Here is a 15,658-nt window from a genome sequence, read left to right as displayed (position 1 = left end):
TTGTTTTCACCTGCGCTTTTTCTTATCTATAACATAATATGAAACAAATAATTTATTCAGAATCGTTGGTAGATAAATCTGATTTAGCAAATCCTCGAGCGTAGTACATAAAAAGTTTTTTGTCAGATTTTGATAATTTGTTGTATAGAGATAATAACTCTTGCTCATCTTCTGTTAGGCTCATATAAGGAATGTTTTCAGCATGTTTGTCGGAGAAAAAATCAGACATGGAGATATTTAATCCGGAACAAATCTTTTCTAATGTAGGAATTGTGGGCTGTGTGTTCTTCAAGAACATTGAGTTTAAAGAAGAGTAAGGAATATCAGCTTCTTTTGCCAATTTGTAGATAGACCAGTTCCTTAATTTCATATATGTTTCTATTTTTTTTAGAATTTCGTTGTTATTCATATATTCTACCTCGCATGATAATTATTTTACAGTTTCATGAAATGAAAGTTAGATATATAAATACGTTATAAAGGTTGAAAATATGACGTATATTCGTTATAATGCTTATAAGTTAAATTTTAACGATGAAGTGAGGAGAGTATATGAATAGGGAAAAAAATAAAACAGTTGTGACAGTGCTAACAATAAATGTTGTAGTTATTATAGTTATAGGGTTGATTGTAGTTGGATACTTCTATAAAAAAAGATATGACATTTCTGAACTATATATGAGGATTACTCCTGAAAAAATAGAAAGAGATATAAAAGACTTCGAAGTAAGTGGCTCATTGATGGGCAACTATAAAGATGTAGATGGATTTGGGGAGGGGCATATAACAGACTATGAGATAACCACAAGTGAAAATCAAATAAAAGTAAATTGTGAATTTTCATATGAAAGCAGTCTGGGAAAACTGTATGTAGATAATATTAGATTTAATTATAAAGTTAAGGGATTATTTAACACAACATATTATTTGGTATGGGCTAATGCAGAATATACATCATCTAAATTTGAATATAATAAGTCTCCATATCTGACACCAAGACAACTTCTGAATTATATCAATCGTCAACAGGGAACGGATTATGCAAATGTTGAAACGGTCATGCTTGTAAGTGCTGGTGAACAAATAGATATGTACAATCCTGATTACGATTTTTATTATTGTGTAGATGAACTTGATGCTTTGGAGTATTATGTTCAATTTTGGCATAATGATCTTACAACAGATTATATTTATGTAACAGTTGACTGGAATGAGAATTCAGAAGATTGGGATGTTGTAGCATCACAGACTTCTACCAAAAAAATTCATTCTGATTTTTTGATGCTTGGTATGACAAAATATATGAGGGCAGATGGATATCTTGATGATTCTCAGATGGATACTGTTTGTGATGTAAACAATCAAATTCTGAGAAATCTTAATGAATAGGGGGATGGGAATGAAAAGTAAAGTAATAATTTTATCTGTGCTGTGTGTGATTACTTTGCCTCTGTTGTATGGATGTACAACTGTAAAACAGGCAAAAGAAGAAACAGAAAATTATGTTGAATCATACAATTCCGGGAGTATAGATTATGAGGCTGCAGTAGATGGATTGTCTGGAATTGAGACGGATAATCAGGAAGTTGAACAATATATAACTCAGAAAAAAGCAGATTTAGCGGATCTAAGAAAGTCAAAGCTCAATTATGATAAAGCAGAGGAATTATATAATTCAGAAAAATATGGTGCGGCAATTCCCTACTATGAAAAAGTATCTGTAAATGATACTAATTACGATGATTCTCAAAAAAAGATAAAGGAATCTGAGACAAAATTTATAGAGATGACTGTAGCTGAGGCAGAAATATACGTTAAAGATAAAAAATATCTTAAGGCAATAGATGTATATAAGAGCGCTATGAAAGTGTATGATGATGGGTCACTTAGCGGAAAAATAGAAGATGTGGAAAAAACATATAGGGATTATATGGAGAGTGAAGCTGCATCATATGAGAAAGAAAAGGACTGGTCTGATGCAATAGGTATATATGATGAGTTGGAAAATTATTTTAAGGATGACTCATATAAGGTAAAGAAAGCAGAAACTAAAAATGAATGTATTAACGCTGCAATAGATAAGGCAGAAACTCATACAAAAAATAATGAATATGATACAGCAAAAAAAGTAATTAACGATGCAATAAATATAGTTGGTAAAGATGTAGAGTTATTAGATGAGCTTGAAAGAATTTCTAGTTTTGAGCCTGTGTCGCTCTCTGATTTGGATGAATTTTACAAGGATAGCGACATACATAAGTGGGCTGGAATAGATAAGGATAACACTGGAACTTCTTATTCTTCCGGTATATTACTTAGTGAATCTGGAGGATATATGTTTTCAGACTCGGAAAGCAGCGAAATAGAATATTTACTCGGCGGTAAGTATGACAAGTTGTCAGGTAAGGTTGTATTACATTATGACTGTAAGGATAATGCTGAATCCTCTGCGGCTGGTAAAGTAAAAATATATGGCGACGGTGAGCTGCTATATTCATCGGATGTTGTTAAGAGTGGTGTTCTGCCTCAGAATTTTGATTTGAATATAACTGGTGTTAACAGATTAAAAATCGAATTTATATGGATGTTAACGCCGTATGGTTTTGACATGGGTCAAATAGAGATAGGCGTTGTAACTCCTATAGTTCAGAAGAGCTACATGAGTAAAAAATAATAAAAGAATCAAAAAGAGGGGAGGCATACTAGAAACTTATTTATAATTTGAATAATATACGGCAATCTGCTGAGAAAGAGGCGAAGAGATGATGAAATTAAGAAAAACAATAATAGGATCCTGTGCAGTATTAGGAATTGCATTATTGTGCTCCTGTGGAAATAATGGTAAATCAGGTTCTGGAGTGTTATCTACAGAGGTAATAACTGAGGAGACAACGACAGAGGCGACAACAACAGAAGCAACTACAACAGAGGCAACAACAGAAGTGACAACAGAAGAAACCACAACAGAAGTAACAACCACTGAGGTAACCACAACAGAAGCGTCAAATATAATTACAGATAATGGCTCACCTATGTCGTACAAAGAGGCTGTAAATGCATATGAGAATGAAGGTGAACGATATTTTAAAAAATATTGGATACAGCATGAGGACAGATTGTATTCAATGGATTCTTCACATGTCCTTGATGAGAATGATAATAGTTATATTAAATTTACCGATTCAGATTTCTCCTGCGTAAAGATGTATCCAGGTGATTTGTTGGTGGAATTTGGCGGAGGCTGGAATTATGATATATACCCTATTGAATCGGAGGGATATACAATGCCACAGGAATTTACTGTAGATGCAGATAATGGCTGTATAGAGTTTCGCAGAAAGAATTTGAGCGAAAAAATGGAAGAAAACAATATGCCTTTAAATAAAATCTATGAGATAAATGGAGAAACAGCAAGTAGTATACAGGATTACGTCGAAGTAAATGGTGATTACTATTTATCGTATACAGAACCGACAGGCATATTCTATAAATATTATTCAGATTATGAAAGCAAGGAAGGATCAGCTACGGTATCTGTGAAGTATTATGTATTAGGACAAAAATATTATGCAGAAGCGCAGACTGCTCCAGAGGGATATGGATACTATAAGATTCCAGAAGGTACACCTGCAGGGTTATATTGTGTTCGAACATCTGGATATTCGTTCATAATTGACATTATCGAATAGACACGCACTATTTTTTTACGGGAGAAAATTAAATTATGCAATTACCAATATTGATAATAGGATGCATTTGCTTGTTCATATTGTGTGTTCATTTATTTATGAAAAATGTGGACAAACATTCGGCGCTCGGAGTATGTGAGATAATTTTGATGGTGTGTGTAGGCATTGTCACAATTGTTTGGGGAATTATTCCTGAATTCGTAATGCTGGCTAATAAAGGAGCGGACAAAATAAAAAAGAATCTAATGAATACATCAGGTAGAGTGTGTGATGATAATGGGCATATTGTTGATGTTGATATTAGTGATGAAAGTCAGATAGATGTTCTGTCTGTTGACAATGTGATAAAAACAGATGAATACTATATTGTATATGATGTATCTGTGGATGTAAAAGTTCCTCAGGGATATTTAAGAGGTGTTCCTGTTACTGTTGAGAAAAATATGTTTGGCTCAGATACGATTGTCAAGTGGGATTACAATCTTGATGAAAAAGTATATTATTATGAGACAGTAATCAAGGAACGGCAGGAGAATGCAGATGCAGAAGATGTTTTGGATAATAATGACGAGGCGTTTGGTGATCAACATTATGTTAAATTTGAGTACACGAATGCACCGGCGTATACTGTTGGTGACGTGTTAGATTATATTGGTGTGAAAGGCCCGTATGAGGTTGCAACAGTATGTGTTGCATCTATAACGGACAATTATGATGCTTTGGAATATTATGCATTGTGGAGAGACAAAAACACAAAGGTTCGTCAAAAAGAATGGGTTAGAGCAGTGTATAATAGCGAATTAAAACAGTGGGAGCTATGCGATGGCGAGAAGAAAATAACTTCTTTGGATAGTGGCCTTGCAGAATATGCTTCAGAAAATGATGATACATACAATAATGACTATACAAATGATTATGTAATTGTAGAAAGTGATTCATCACTTAGCTGGGCAGAGATTGAATAGCTCCAAATACATAATTTGAGTTAAAAGTATATAACAATATTATATAAATTAAAAACCGCATCCATGACTAAAGTGGATGCGGTTTTTCTTGCACAACAAGCACAATGTATTGTAAAATCATACTTGGTATGTAAAAAATAAGAAAAACGAAAAGAGAAAGAGCAGATATGGATAAATTACTTAAGATCATTACTGATGTTAATTCATCGGTGAACAATTTTATATGGGGAGTGCCATCCATGATATGTATCGTGGGTGTAGGACTGTGGCTCCTTATACGAAACCGAGGTGTTCAGTTTACAAAGTTCGGTTATGCGTTCAAGCACACATTCGGAAAGATATTCAACAAGAAAGAGACATCGGACGGTGCTATAAGTCCGTTTCAGGCTGTGTGTACTGCGCTGGCGGGAACAGTTGGAACCGGTAATATAGCGGGGGTTGCGGGAGCGATTGCTATAGGAGGCCCTGGCGCCGTGTTCTGGATGTGGATATCAGCACTCCTTGGAATGGGAACAAAGTTTGCTGAGGTTGTACTGGCTGTTTTTTACAGAGAGAAAGATTCAAATGGAGACTGGGTCGGCGGACCAATGTACTATATCAAGAATGGTCTTGGCAAGAATGCATATTTCCTTGCCATAGCATATTCTGTTCTCGGAATACTCACTGTTTTTGGAACTGGAAATGCGACACAGGTAAATACCATAACTACGGCTATAGATTCAGCACTTTTTAATTATAATCTGGCTGACAGGAGCAATACATTTACCATCAATCTTGTGATAGGTATTATTATAGCCATATTGGTTGCACTTATTCTGATAGGGGGAATCAAAAGAATTGGAAGCGTGACAGAGAAGCTGGTCCCTTTCATGGCGGCTATGTACATCATCATGGCGGTGGTCCTTGTGTTTATAAATATCAAGAGCGTTCCAGGCGTATTTGCATCTATATTTGAGGGGGCATTCAATCCGAAGTCAGTGACCGGAGGAGTGGTTGGAAGCCTTTTTCTCAGCATGAGAAAGGGTGTTTCGAGAGGAATCTTTTCAAATGAGGCCGGCCTTGGAACAGGATCGATCGCACATGCGTGCTCTGATGTAAAACATCCTGTACAGCAGGGACTCTGGGGAATATTCGAGGTATTCATTGATACTATAGTTATATGTACACTTACAGCACTTGTAATACTGTGCAGTGGAACTGAGGTAGCCTATGGACAAGCAGCGGGAGCAGACCTCACGATCAACGGCTTTGTTGCAACCTACGGAAGCTGGATATCGATATTCACAGCAGTGGCTTTGTGTTGCTTTGCATTTTCAACTATACTCGGATGGGGCCTTTACGGTTCGAGATGTGTTGGATTCCTGTTTGGAAATAAGCTTATCAAGCCGTTCATGGTTGTGTATGCATTTGTTGCGATCATCGGTGCGACCATGGATCTCGGACTCCTCTGGGATATAGCGGACACCTTTAACGGACTTATGATCATACCTAACCTGATTGCAGTATTCATGCTGTCCGGTACGGTAGTGAAGCTTACCCGCGAGTATTTCCAGGACGGACCGGGCAGGTTTGGGGTTGAGACCGGAAAAGAGAACTGATAAATGAAAGGAACTTTTATATGGAAGAAATATCAAGTGAGATTTCTAACAAATATGCGATACTTATCGATTCAGAGAATGTATCGGCAAAATATATTGAGAGCATATTCGATGAGCTGTCAAGGCTCGGTTCAATAACAGTGCGAAAGATATATGGGGACTGGTCAAAGAATAACAATGGCTGGGACAAGGATTGCCTGCTGTCATATTCTATACAGCCTGTACAGCAGTTCTCATACACAGCAGGAAAGAATTCAACGGATTCGGCCATGATAATAGATGCGATGGATCTTCTCTATACGAGCAATATAGATGGATTCTGTCTGGTGACAAGCGACAGCGATTTCACTAGGCTTGCATCGAGACTCAGGGAGGCTGGCAAGCAGGTCATCGGAATGGGAGAGCGGAAGACTCCAAAAGCGTTCGTGAGTGCATGTACAAGCTTCAAGATCCTTGATTCACTGGTGACGGAGGATCTCAATAAGCCTGCGTCGAAGAATGCCATGCTTGAGGCTGCGGCCGTGGACGAGTCATATATCACGAGCATAAGGGATATAAAGAAGACTGTTTACAATATAATAGATGAGAATGACGACAAGGATAAGAAGACTCACATGGGTGAGATCGGAAGCCGCCTTGTGAACAAATATCCTGACTTTGACGTGAGAAATTATGGATATTCCAAGCTGTCAACATTCCTCAGTGAGGAGTTTGACGATCTGGATATAGACAGCGGCAGGCAGAAGTTTGTGTCCATCAAGAACCATATCGATCCTAAGAGTGCTGTCAAGCTGCGCATAGTGAGACTTCTCACGGAGAATTCTGACACTATGTACAATATGGGACTGCTGAATACAGAACTTAAGAATATTATACCCGGCTTCAGCATAAAGAAATATGGATACAGTAAGTTTTCAAGCTTTCTCAAAAGCTTCGGTTGTTTTGAGATCGTGGGAGACAGGGTAAAATTGACAGATAAGTAGAAAGTGTTTAATGCTTAAATATGTCAAAATTTAGAAAAAATGCCAAATAAATTAACGCTTTTTGTTGAAAATCAATAAGAATAGTGATAAATTGAAAATGTGGGTTTTCAGGTACAGAAAATTCACTATGGGGGAAGAAGTGTACGTGCATATTAAGGAGAGGCATAATCTATGATACTTATTGATACTCAAAAAGAGGAGTTTAGCAAATTAAAAGACATACGTGTTTTTGGACGTATAAGTCATGAGAACAGATTCAACAAGAATCTGCTCGTAATAGGTCTTGGGGGACTTGGAGGCAGGACCGTTTGCGCGCTTAAGGGTATGCTGATGGATAACATCACACCCGAGGATAACATTAATTTCCTCATGATAGATTCAGATATAGCAGAGATGGAGGCTACCATAGATGATAGCAAGGAGGGTGTAGGTTTCAATGCCCTTGAGGTTATCAGTATATACAGACCGGACATTGAGAATGTTCTGGAGAATGGAATCCAGAAGAATCCGATCCATGAGAATCTTGCAAACTGGATGGATCCTGAATTCCCGGCTATCACGATAGGAAGAGACGGAGCAAAGGGGAACAGACAGATTGGACGTCTGATGTTCTCGAATGCATATACGGATGTCAGAATGCTCCTTTTTGATAAGCTTCAGGATGTATACGACAAGACAACGGAGGGAACAGTCGATGTTCTGATCGTATCCGGAATCGCCGGAGGAACCGGAAGTGGAATCCTCTCAGATGTCGCATATAACATTCGTGCGTATGGCAAGGCGAAGAAGTGGAACAATCTGAGGATTGGCGGTTGCCTGCTCACACCGGATGTACTGTTCGGTCATAAGGCTGTATACGAAGATACAGAGCTTGTGGCGAGACTCAATGCAAATGGATGTGCGACCCTCAAGGAAGTTGATTATTATATGAAGCTCTCCGAGAAGGATGACAACTATACATTTATCAGTAAGTCAAACAAGATGGTCATCAGGGAGAATCTCTTTGATGCCTGCATGCTTGTATCAGGTAGAAAGGACGAACAGGGCTACATACCTGAGGGATACATCACAAGGGATACAGCAAGCTTCCTCTACAGGCTAGCCAGCAACAAGTTCATTGGCAACAATGACGTGGAGAACGACAGGAAGCTTCTCAGGGATGTATTTTTTGAGAATGAGGGATATTCCATCACGAACTGGAAGATGGAGCAAAGTGACGAGAATATCAAGAAGTCAAACTGCTATTACAAGGTAGTAAGCGAGGCTGACTACCATATTCCTATCAAAGAGATAGAGAATATGTGTGAGAATGATCTGTTTTCCCAGGCATATAAGGGATTGTTCAGATCTCCGTTCAAGGAGGGCAATGCCGAGGAGGATATCAAGAATGTACTCACAGAGCTCACTGTATTCTTGCAGGAGGAGCAGGGTGAGAATATCAAACTTGCCGTGAACGGTCTCATACAGTACGGTCAGATCACCAAGCCTACATATAAGATGATAAAGAAGAATACGGACGGTCTTCGAGAGGGCTTTGCCAAGAAGATGGAGAACTTTGAGAAGGAACTTCCGGTTATCATAAAGTCGATGAAGAACAAGCTTTGGAGTTCACTTGATGATGTGATATCCAAATATATGAATGAGTTTGGCCCATATGGCGCAATAGATGTCATAGGTGCACCGAGTGCCGGTGTAACAGATTCTACAAAGGGTATGATGGCTGAAGTCAGAAAGCTTGAGAAGATGATGAAGGATTATACACCGTCGGGTGAATATACCAGAATCATTGATTCCATCAAGACCATTGTTGCGAAGAGATTCTTCACTTTCCCTTCAGCGAAGAGGGAGACTGAGAATGGTTATTTCGATGCATGCATCAAGGAAGCACTTGCTGCGGAGAGAACAAAGCTTATAGATGAACTCGATGCACAGGATCTGTTTGGAGATACACTTAGATGGCTTCAGCAGAGGGCAGAGAGACTTGACGAGATATATTCACAGTTTGGAGAGGATCTGAAGAATTCCATCGAGGATCTTGCGAATAACGGTGATAAGGCTGTTGGCAATATACTCAAGAAAGCCAAGAGACATGAATTCCTTCCGACTGATTATGTCACATCCAGAAGGATAAAAGAGATGGAGACAGGGATCATCAAGCTCATGCTGGACAACGAGTCCAATATAGACAGTGGAAGAGTTGTTCCTGTCAAGGATGAGATGGAGAAGATATACAGAGAGCTATTTTCCGGTGTCGGAGCATATGGTCCTGAGAAGATGTTCACAGTGGCATTTGCTGATAAGAAGCTCACGGAGCAGGATCTCAACGTTATGTACGGATCTCCGATCAACGACAGGAGAACATCCATCATGGAGGAGGCTGCCAGGGCGTTTGTGGATGATATATCAGAGGAACAGCCTCTGTGTGTTCTTGCTGACGGATATAAGGAGAAGCTTCTTGCAAAGAAATATATATCGGTTCCAAATGTGATGCCGTATTTCAGCAAGGCAGTCAAAGCGATACTGATGGCTCCACCTTACAATGAGAAGGAGGATTCAATAACGCTCAATCCGGGTGAGATAGAGATCTCGATCGATGATATATTTGTCGGTGTTCCGGTATCCATGATGCAGTGTGCGATGGAGATGCAGATGGCTTACAATGCAGTATATGATTACAAGGGACTTCATATTGATGAGGTGAACAAGGATATGAAGAGCTTCCCTGATTTTGTCACAATATAGGTTAGTTTATACAGCCCTTTAATATGCGAGTATTAAGGGGCTGTATTGTTGTTATGACCATGGCGTATTTGGTAGAAAGAGATGGAATTGGATTTGAATAAATCTTTTAACGGATACAGAGCATATATAATGGATACGGGGGCATTTGCTGACGATGGGATATATGGCAGATGTCTGGATGCAGTATCGGAATACAGAAGGTGTAAGGTGGAACGTCTCAGGAGGCGGGATGACAGGAATGCCAGTCTTGCAGCGGGAATCCTGCTTGCACATGCTCTCAGGGAATGTGCCGGAATTGATGAACGGCTGGTCACGTATGAGAAGAATAAGGCGGGAAAGCCGTTTATAAAGGACATTCAGTTTTCGATAAGCCATACCGAGGGTTGTGTGGCGGCTGCGATAGGCAGTGAGCCTTGTGGTATAGACGTTGAGAGAGTCAGAAGGATACCGGACAGCATAGTTAACCGCCTGTATTCGGATGAGGATAAAAAATGTGTGATGTCGTGTGCACACCCGGAAATATACAGCACATGTGTGTGGACAAGGCGCGAGGCGTACAGCAAGATGACCGGAACAGGCATACTTATGAAGGATGAGGAACAGCAAATGGTCATGGACAATGCGCATATGGAGAAGAAGAATATCTGGCTGGGCAATTATGCAGTATGCAGGGCTGAGTGTGACGGCCGTATGCATATGGATGAAATAGCGGATCCTGCGCATGCAGAGGGAGATATGAATATAGACTTTATAGCTGCATTTTGCGCAGCTTCTGATGGAACTTTTTCACCGGATATTAAGATGATTGATTCGGCTGATATTGTGTGTTATTATGTTTAATTAGGTGTATTAGGAAGAACTACATAAGGAGAAAAAAATGAGTAAAAAAGCTACAAAGGCGCTTAACAATAAATATTATGTCGCAAGATATAATGCGTCTAAGGTGAACGATAACCTTACAAGCAGGGAGAAGAGTGCAGAGGTGCTCAATATAGACAGGACAAGGCTTTCAAGAATAGAGCTTGGCACAGTAGTTCCGTACCCTGAGGAGGTACTTTCCATGTCAAAGGCGTATGACATACCCGAGCTCTGTAACAGCTATTGTTCAGGCGACTGCCCTATAGGAAAAGAGACGGTGAAGCCGATAAATGCGGACAGCCTTGACAGGCTCATACTTCAGTTCCTCGGATCCTCCAAGAAGATGGAAGATATATCTGAGCAGCTTATAGAGATCACCGCTGATGGAATAGTCGATGAGACCGAGGTTGCAGCTTTTGATGCTGTCCTTGAGGAGCTGGAGAAGATGTCTGTGAATATACAGTCGCTTATGCTCTGGGCTCAGAAGAACAGGGACATTTTGAAGAATAAGAATCAATAAATTGTATATGAGGAAAAGATAATGGATGACAAGTTAAGAGAAGAGATCAACAGAAGAAGGACATTTGCCATAATTTCACATCCTGATGCAGGTAAGACTACACTCACAGAGAAGTTTCTGCTCTTTGGCGGCGCAATAAACACAGCGGGATCTGTAAAGGGAAAGGCAAATTCCAAATATGCAGTGTCGGACTGGATGGATATAGAGAAGGAGAGAGGTATCTCGGTAACCTCGTCTGTTCTGCAGTTCAATTATGACGGATATTGCATAAACATACTTGACACACCTGGACATCAGGATTTCTCGGAGGATACCTACCGTACACTTATGGCTGCGGATTCTGCGGTCATGGTGATCGATGCATCCAAGGGTGTTGAGGCTCAGACCATAAAGCTCTTCAAGGTATGTGTCATGAGACATATACCTATATTCACATTTATAAATAAGATGGACAGAGATGCAAGGGATACATTTGAGCTTCTCGATGATATAGAGACTGTTCTCGGTATCAAGACATGCCCTGTCAACTGGCCTATAGGTTCAGGAAAAGAGTTCAAGGGTGTATATGACAGAAAGACCAAGATAGTGTCCACGTTCCAGGCTATATCGACAGGTGGAGCCAAGAAGGCGGAGGAAACAGATTATCATATAGACGATGAGGCTCTCAAGGAGCTTGTCGGCCCATACCTCTTTGACCAGTTCAATGAGGAGATAGAGCTTATAGATGGTGCCACAGAGGAGATGGATATAGAGAAGGTCAGAGCCGGAGAGCTCTCCCCTGTATTTTTCGGTTCTGCGCTGAATACATTTGGTATCGAGCAGTTCCTGAACTATTTCCTTAAGATGACGACACCTCCTCTCGGACGTAATTCATCAGAGGGAATCATAGATCCTGTAACAGAGCCGTTCTCAGCTTTTGTGTTCAAGATCCAGGCAAATATGAACAAGGCTCACAGAGACAGAATCGCATTTATGAGAATCTGCTCTGGTAAGTTTGAGGCAGGCATGGAGGTATATCATGCTGCCAGCAAGAGAAAGATCAAGCTTTCCCAGCCTCAGCAGCTTATGGCTCAGGACAGAAAGATCGTCGATGAGGCTTATGCCGGTGACGTTATAGGAGTATTTGATCCTGATCTGTTCTCCATCGGAGATACGCTCACAACAGGCGGAAAGAAGTTTGAGTATGAGGGTATCCCTACATTTGCACCGGAGCACTTCTGCAGGGTTGTTCAGCTCAACAGCATGAAGCGTAAGCAGTTTGTCAAGGGTGTTACCCAGATTGCCCAGGAGGGTGCTATACAGATATTTCAGGAGTACACTGCGGGACTTTCGGAGATCATAGTCGGAGTTGTAGGTGTGCTTCAGTTTGATGTACTTAAGTACAGACTTGAGAACGAGTACGGCTGTGAGATAAGACTTGAGCCGATACCATATAACTATATCAGATGGGTGAAGGATCCTACCATAGACGTGACAAAGCTCAAGCGTGTGAGCGATGTCAAGAAGGTTAAGGACATGAAGGGTAATCCGCTTCTCCTGTTTGCAAATGAGTGGGTCATCGATCAGGTTCTCCAGCACAATGAGGGACTTGAACTTGAGGAGTTCAGAAAGAACTAGATATACGAAGATAAGAGACCATGAAGATGATGAGTGACTTAGGACACAAATTGGTTTTCATGGTCTTTTTGCGTGCATATATATCAGTAAAAGTGGTGCAAATATGAATAAATTAGCATGTATCTGACAATCCTAGTGTTAGACAGATAACACGTGGAGGGACATGATATGGCGCTGAACAGAGTGGTTATATGTGGTGTAAATACATCGAAATTACCATATCTTACAGAGGATGAGAAGAACATGCTGTTTGACAGGATGGAGCAGGGAGACAGCTCTGCCCGGGAGGAGTTTATAGAGGGGAATCTCCGCCTTGTGCTCAGCGTGATCCAGAGATTTGGCAGTTCAAATGAGAATCCGGATGATCTGTTCCAGGTTGGCTGTATAGGGCTTATCAAGGCGTTGGATAATTTTGACAGAAGTCTCAATGTCAAATTCAGTACGTACGCTGTGCCTATGATCATAGGTGAGTGCAGAAGGTATCTCAGAGATAACAATGCTATAAGAGTATCAAGGTCATTGCGTGATATAGCCTACAAGGCGATATATGCCAAGGAAAATCTCCAGAAGACAAAGGATAAGGAGCCGACGATAGAGGAGATAGCGGAGGAGATAAGTATACCGAAGGAAGATATAGTCATGTCGCTTGATGCCATATCGGCACCGCTGTCCCTGTATGAGCCGGTGTATCAGGAGGGTGGAGACACCTTGTACATCATGGATCAGATAAGAGACAGAAAGAATAAGGAGGAGATGTGGGTTGAAAACCTTGATCTCAGAGAGGCTATGGACAGGCTGTGCGACAGGGAGAAGAATATAGTGAGGCTGAGATTTTTTGAGGGAAAGACCCAGACGGAGGTGGCAGAGGAGATATGCATATCCCAGGCGCAGGTCAGCCGCCTCGAGAAGAATGCGATAAAAAGTCTTAGAAGGTATCTTGAGGACAAATAAACCGGAATGTTGTACACATATAAATATCCCCGCTGGGCCATAGTGAGAACAGCGGGGATATTTATTATACGGTATGTGGATTAAGCTTAGATAAGGTAGCCTGAATCGAGATCGACATCCTTCACGTCGTGTCTTGTGACGAGTCCGTCTTTCTGGATGTCATGCTGTATTTTTTTCAGGGTTTCCATTGGAAGCTCAGTCATGAGAGCAACCTCCTCAAGAGAGATATCGACCTTGAGCATCTTTTCTGCCATATCGTATTTGGCTTTTGTTGTATTGTTCATAAAAATCACTCCTTGGTGTGCTTGGTTAAATCCTGCTCAGCCCATGCTAAGAACTTGTCGTTTGCATCGATCACCTTCTGCATTGCAGCGTGTCCCGGAGCACCGATTGTGTTACGCTTCTGAACACATTCTTCCATGCTGATGGCTGTATATATGTCATCTTCAAATACAGGACAGATGGCCTTGTACTCGTCGAGACTAAGCTGGTCGAGGGAGATGTTCTCCTCTATGCACTTCAGAACGAGCTGGCCGACGATGCCGTGTGCATCACGGAAAGGTACACCGTGATTTACAAGGTAATCTGCGGCATCTGTTGCGTTGGTGAATCCGTTCTTGGCTGATGCTTCCATTCTAGGCTTGTTGACTGTCATGGTGGCTATCATGCCTGTGAACAGTGCGAGACATCCCTTTACAGTGTCTATCGCGTCAAATGTGAGCTCCTTATCCTCCTGCATGTCCTTGTTGTATGCGAGAGGGATTCCCTTCATGGTTGTGAGAAGGGAGGTGAGAGCACCGTAAACCCTGCCTGTCTTACCTCTTACGAGCTCGGCTATATCCGGGTTCTTCTTCTGTGGCATGATAGAGCTTCCTGTGCTGTATGAATCATCGAGCTCAACAAACTGATATTCATTTGAGTTCCAGATGATGATCTCCTCGGAGAAACGTGAGAGATGCATCATGATGGTAGACATGGCGGATAAAAGCTCTATGCAGTAATCCCTGTCGGCAACTGAATCCATGCTGTTGAGAGTCGGACCGTAGAAGTCCAGCAGAGAAGCGGTGAGCTCTCTGTCGAGCGGATATGTGGTTCCTGCGAGGGCACCTGATCCGAGAGGACAGTAGTTCATTCTGTCATATATATCGTTCATTCTGTCGTAGTCACGCTTGAACATCTCCATGTATGCTCCAAAGTGATGTGCCAGAGTTATTGGCTGTGCCTTCTGGAGGTGAGTAAATCCAGGCATGTATGTGTCGATGTGCTCATTCATAAGTCTGTGAAGAGTAGTCAGAAGCTTGTAAATAAGCTCCTTGAGCTCGATGATCTCGTCTCTTACATAGAGCTTCATGTCCAATGCAACCTGGTCGTTCCTGCTTCGTCCGGTGTGAAGCTTTTTGCCCACATCGCCGATCCTGTCTATGAGATTTGCCTCGACAAAGCTGTGTATATCTTCGTATTCTGAAGTGATCTGCAGAGAACCGTTCTCCACATCGTTCAGTATGCCCTTAAGTCCCGCTATGATCTGATCTCTTTCCTCGTCAGTGAGAATACCGGATGAAGCGAGCATGGTTACATGCGCGATACTTCCGCGGATATCCTGTCTGTAGAATTTCTGATCAAATGAAATAGATGCGTTAAAGTTATATACTAATTTGTCTGTTTCTTTTGTGAAGCGTCCGCCCCAGAGCTGAGCCATATTAAATCCTCTTTTCTGTTATTTTTTTGTTTTAGG

At 41.1% G+C, this 15,658-nt stretch carries 14 protein-coding genes; 11 read left to right on the top strand and 3 right to left on the bottom strand.

Translation table 11 applies throughout. The annotated features are described in order from the left end of the window. Positions 1-52: 52 nt before the first annotated feature. Positions 53-409 (bottom strand): helix-turn-helix domain-containing protein, encoded by a 357-nt coding sequence (locus tag GT575_RS10285; RefSeq protein WP_055144312.1) that lies wholly within the window; start codon positions 407-409, stop codon positions 53-55. A 143-nt stretch (positions 410-552) separates the two neighbouring features. Here GT575_RS10285 and GT575_RS10280 point away from each other — a divergent pair, with 143 nt between their 5' ends. From GT575_RS10280 to sigG, 11 genes are all read left to right on the top strand, one after another. After that, the gene (locus tag GT575_RS10280; protein WP_055144314.1) at positions 553-1,389 is read left to right on the top strand and encodes a hypothetical protein; all 837 of its coding nucleotides are present in this window, start codon (positions 553-555) and stop codon (positions 1,387-1,389) included. A 10-nt stretch (positions 1,390-1,399) separates the two neighbouring features. Then, positions 1,400-2,674, top strand: coding sequence for an NPCBM/NEW2 domain-containing protein (locus tag GT575_RS10275; protein WP_161171945.1), 1,275 nt, complete (start codon positions 1,400-1,402; stop codon positions 2,672-2,674). 88 nt (positions 2,675-2,762) lie between these two features. Then, positions 2,763-3,689 carry a hypothetical protein gene (locus GT575_RS14940; protein ID WP_022216370.1) on the top strand — a complete coding sequence of 309 codons (927 nt, stop codon included), beginning with the start codon at positions 2,763-2,765 and terminating at the stop codon, positions 3,687-3,689. Between the two features lie 35 nt (positions 3,690-3,724). Continuing rightward, positions 3,725-4,654, top strand: coding sequence for a hypothetical protein (locus GT575_RS10270; protein ID WP_015535022.1), 930 nt, complete (start codon positions 3,725-3,727; stop codon positions 4,652-4,654). A gap of 167 nt (positions 4,655-4,821) precedes the next feature. Next, positions 4,822-6,252: an alanine/glycine:cation symporter family protein gene (locus tag GT575_RS10265; RefSeq protein WP_022216372.1), complete on the top strand. Its 1,431-nt coding sequence runs from the start codon at positions 4,822-4,824 to the stop codon at positions 6,250-6,252. 20 nt (positions 6,253-6,272) lie between these two features. Further along, entirely contained in the window at positions 6,273-7,235 is a 963-nt protein-coding gene (locus GT575_RS10260; RefSeq protein WP_022216373.1) for an NYN domain-containing protein, read from the top strand. 171 nt (positions 7,236-7,406) lie between these two features. Continuing rightward, positions 7,407-9,977, top strand: coding sequence for a tubulin-like doman-containing protein (locus GT575_RS10255; protein ID WP_161171944.1), 2,571 nt, complete (start codon positions 7,407-7,409; stop codon positions 9,975-9,977). Positions 9,978-10,070: 93 nt separating this feature from the next. After that, the gene (locus GT575_RS10250) at positions 10,071-10,817 is read left to right on the top strand and encodes a 4'-phosphopantetheinyl transferase family protein (protein WP_158547572.1); all 747 of its coding nucleotides are present in this window, start codon (positions 10,071-10,073) and stop codon (positions 10,815-10,817) included. A 37-nt stretch (positions 10,818-10,854) separates the two neighbouring features. Beyond that, positions 10,855-11,355, top strand: coding sequence for a helix-turn-helix transcriptional regulator (locus tag GT575_RS10245; protein WP_015535018.1), 501 nt, complete (start codon positions 10,855-10,857; stop codon positions 11,353-11,355). Between the two features lie 21 nt (positions 11,356-11,376). After that, positions 11,377-12,972, top strand: a complete 1,596-nt coding sequence (locus GT575_RS10240) for a peptide chain release factor 3 (RefSeq protein ID WP_015535017.1) — start codon at positions 11,377-11,379, stop codon at positions 12,970-12,972. Positions 12,973-13,140: 168 nt separating this feature from the next. Next, entirely contained in the window at positions 13,141-13,923 is a 783-nt protein-coding gene (sigG, locus tag GT575_RS10235) for an RNA polymerase sporulation sigma factor SigG (protein ID WP_022216377.1), read from the top strand. Between the two features lie 86 nt (positions 13,924-14,009). Here sigG and GT575_RS10230 read toward each other — a convergent pair whose 3' ends face one another. Together GT575_RS10230 and argH are read right to left on the bottom strand one after the other, a co-directional pair. Continuing rightward, entirely contained in the window at positions 14,010-14,207 is a 198-nt protein-coding gene (locus tag GT575_RS10230) for a hypothetical protein (protein WP_015535016.1), read from the bottom strand. A gap of 5 nt (positions 14,208-14,212) precedes the next feature. Then, the gene (gene argH / locus GT575_RS10225) at positions 14,213-15,622 is read right to left on the bottom strand and encodes an argininosuccinate lyase (protein ID WP_055222718.1); all 1,410 of its coding nucleotides are present in this window, start codon (positions 15,620-15,622) and stop codon (positions 14,213-14,215) included. Between the last annotated feature and the right edge of the window lie 36 nt (positions 15,623-15,658).

The sequence above is a fragment of the Coprococcus sp. BIOML-A2 genome, from assembly GCF_009875795.1.
GTDB lineage: Bacteria > Bacillota > Clostridia > Lachnospirales > Lachnospiraceae > Coprococcus > Coprococcus aceti.
The sequence above is the reverse complement of the archived record's forward strand: the minus strand, read 5'-3'. Positions and strand labels throughout refer to the sequence as shown.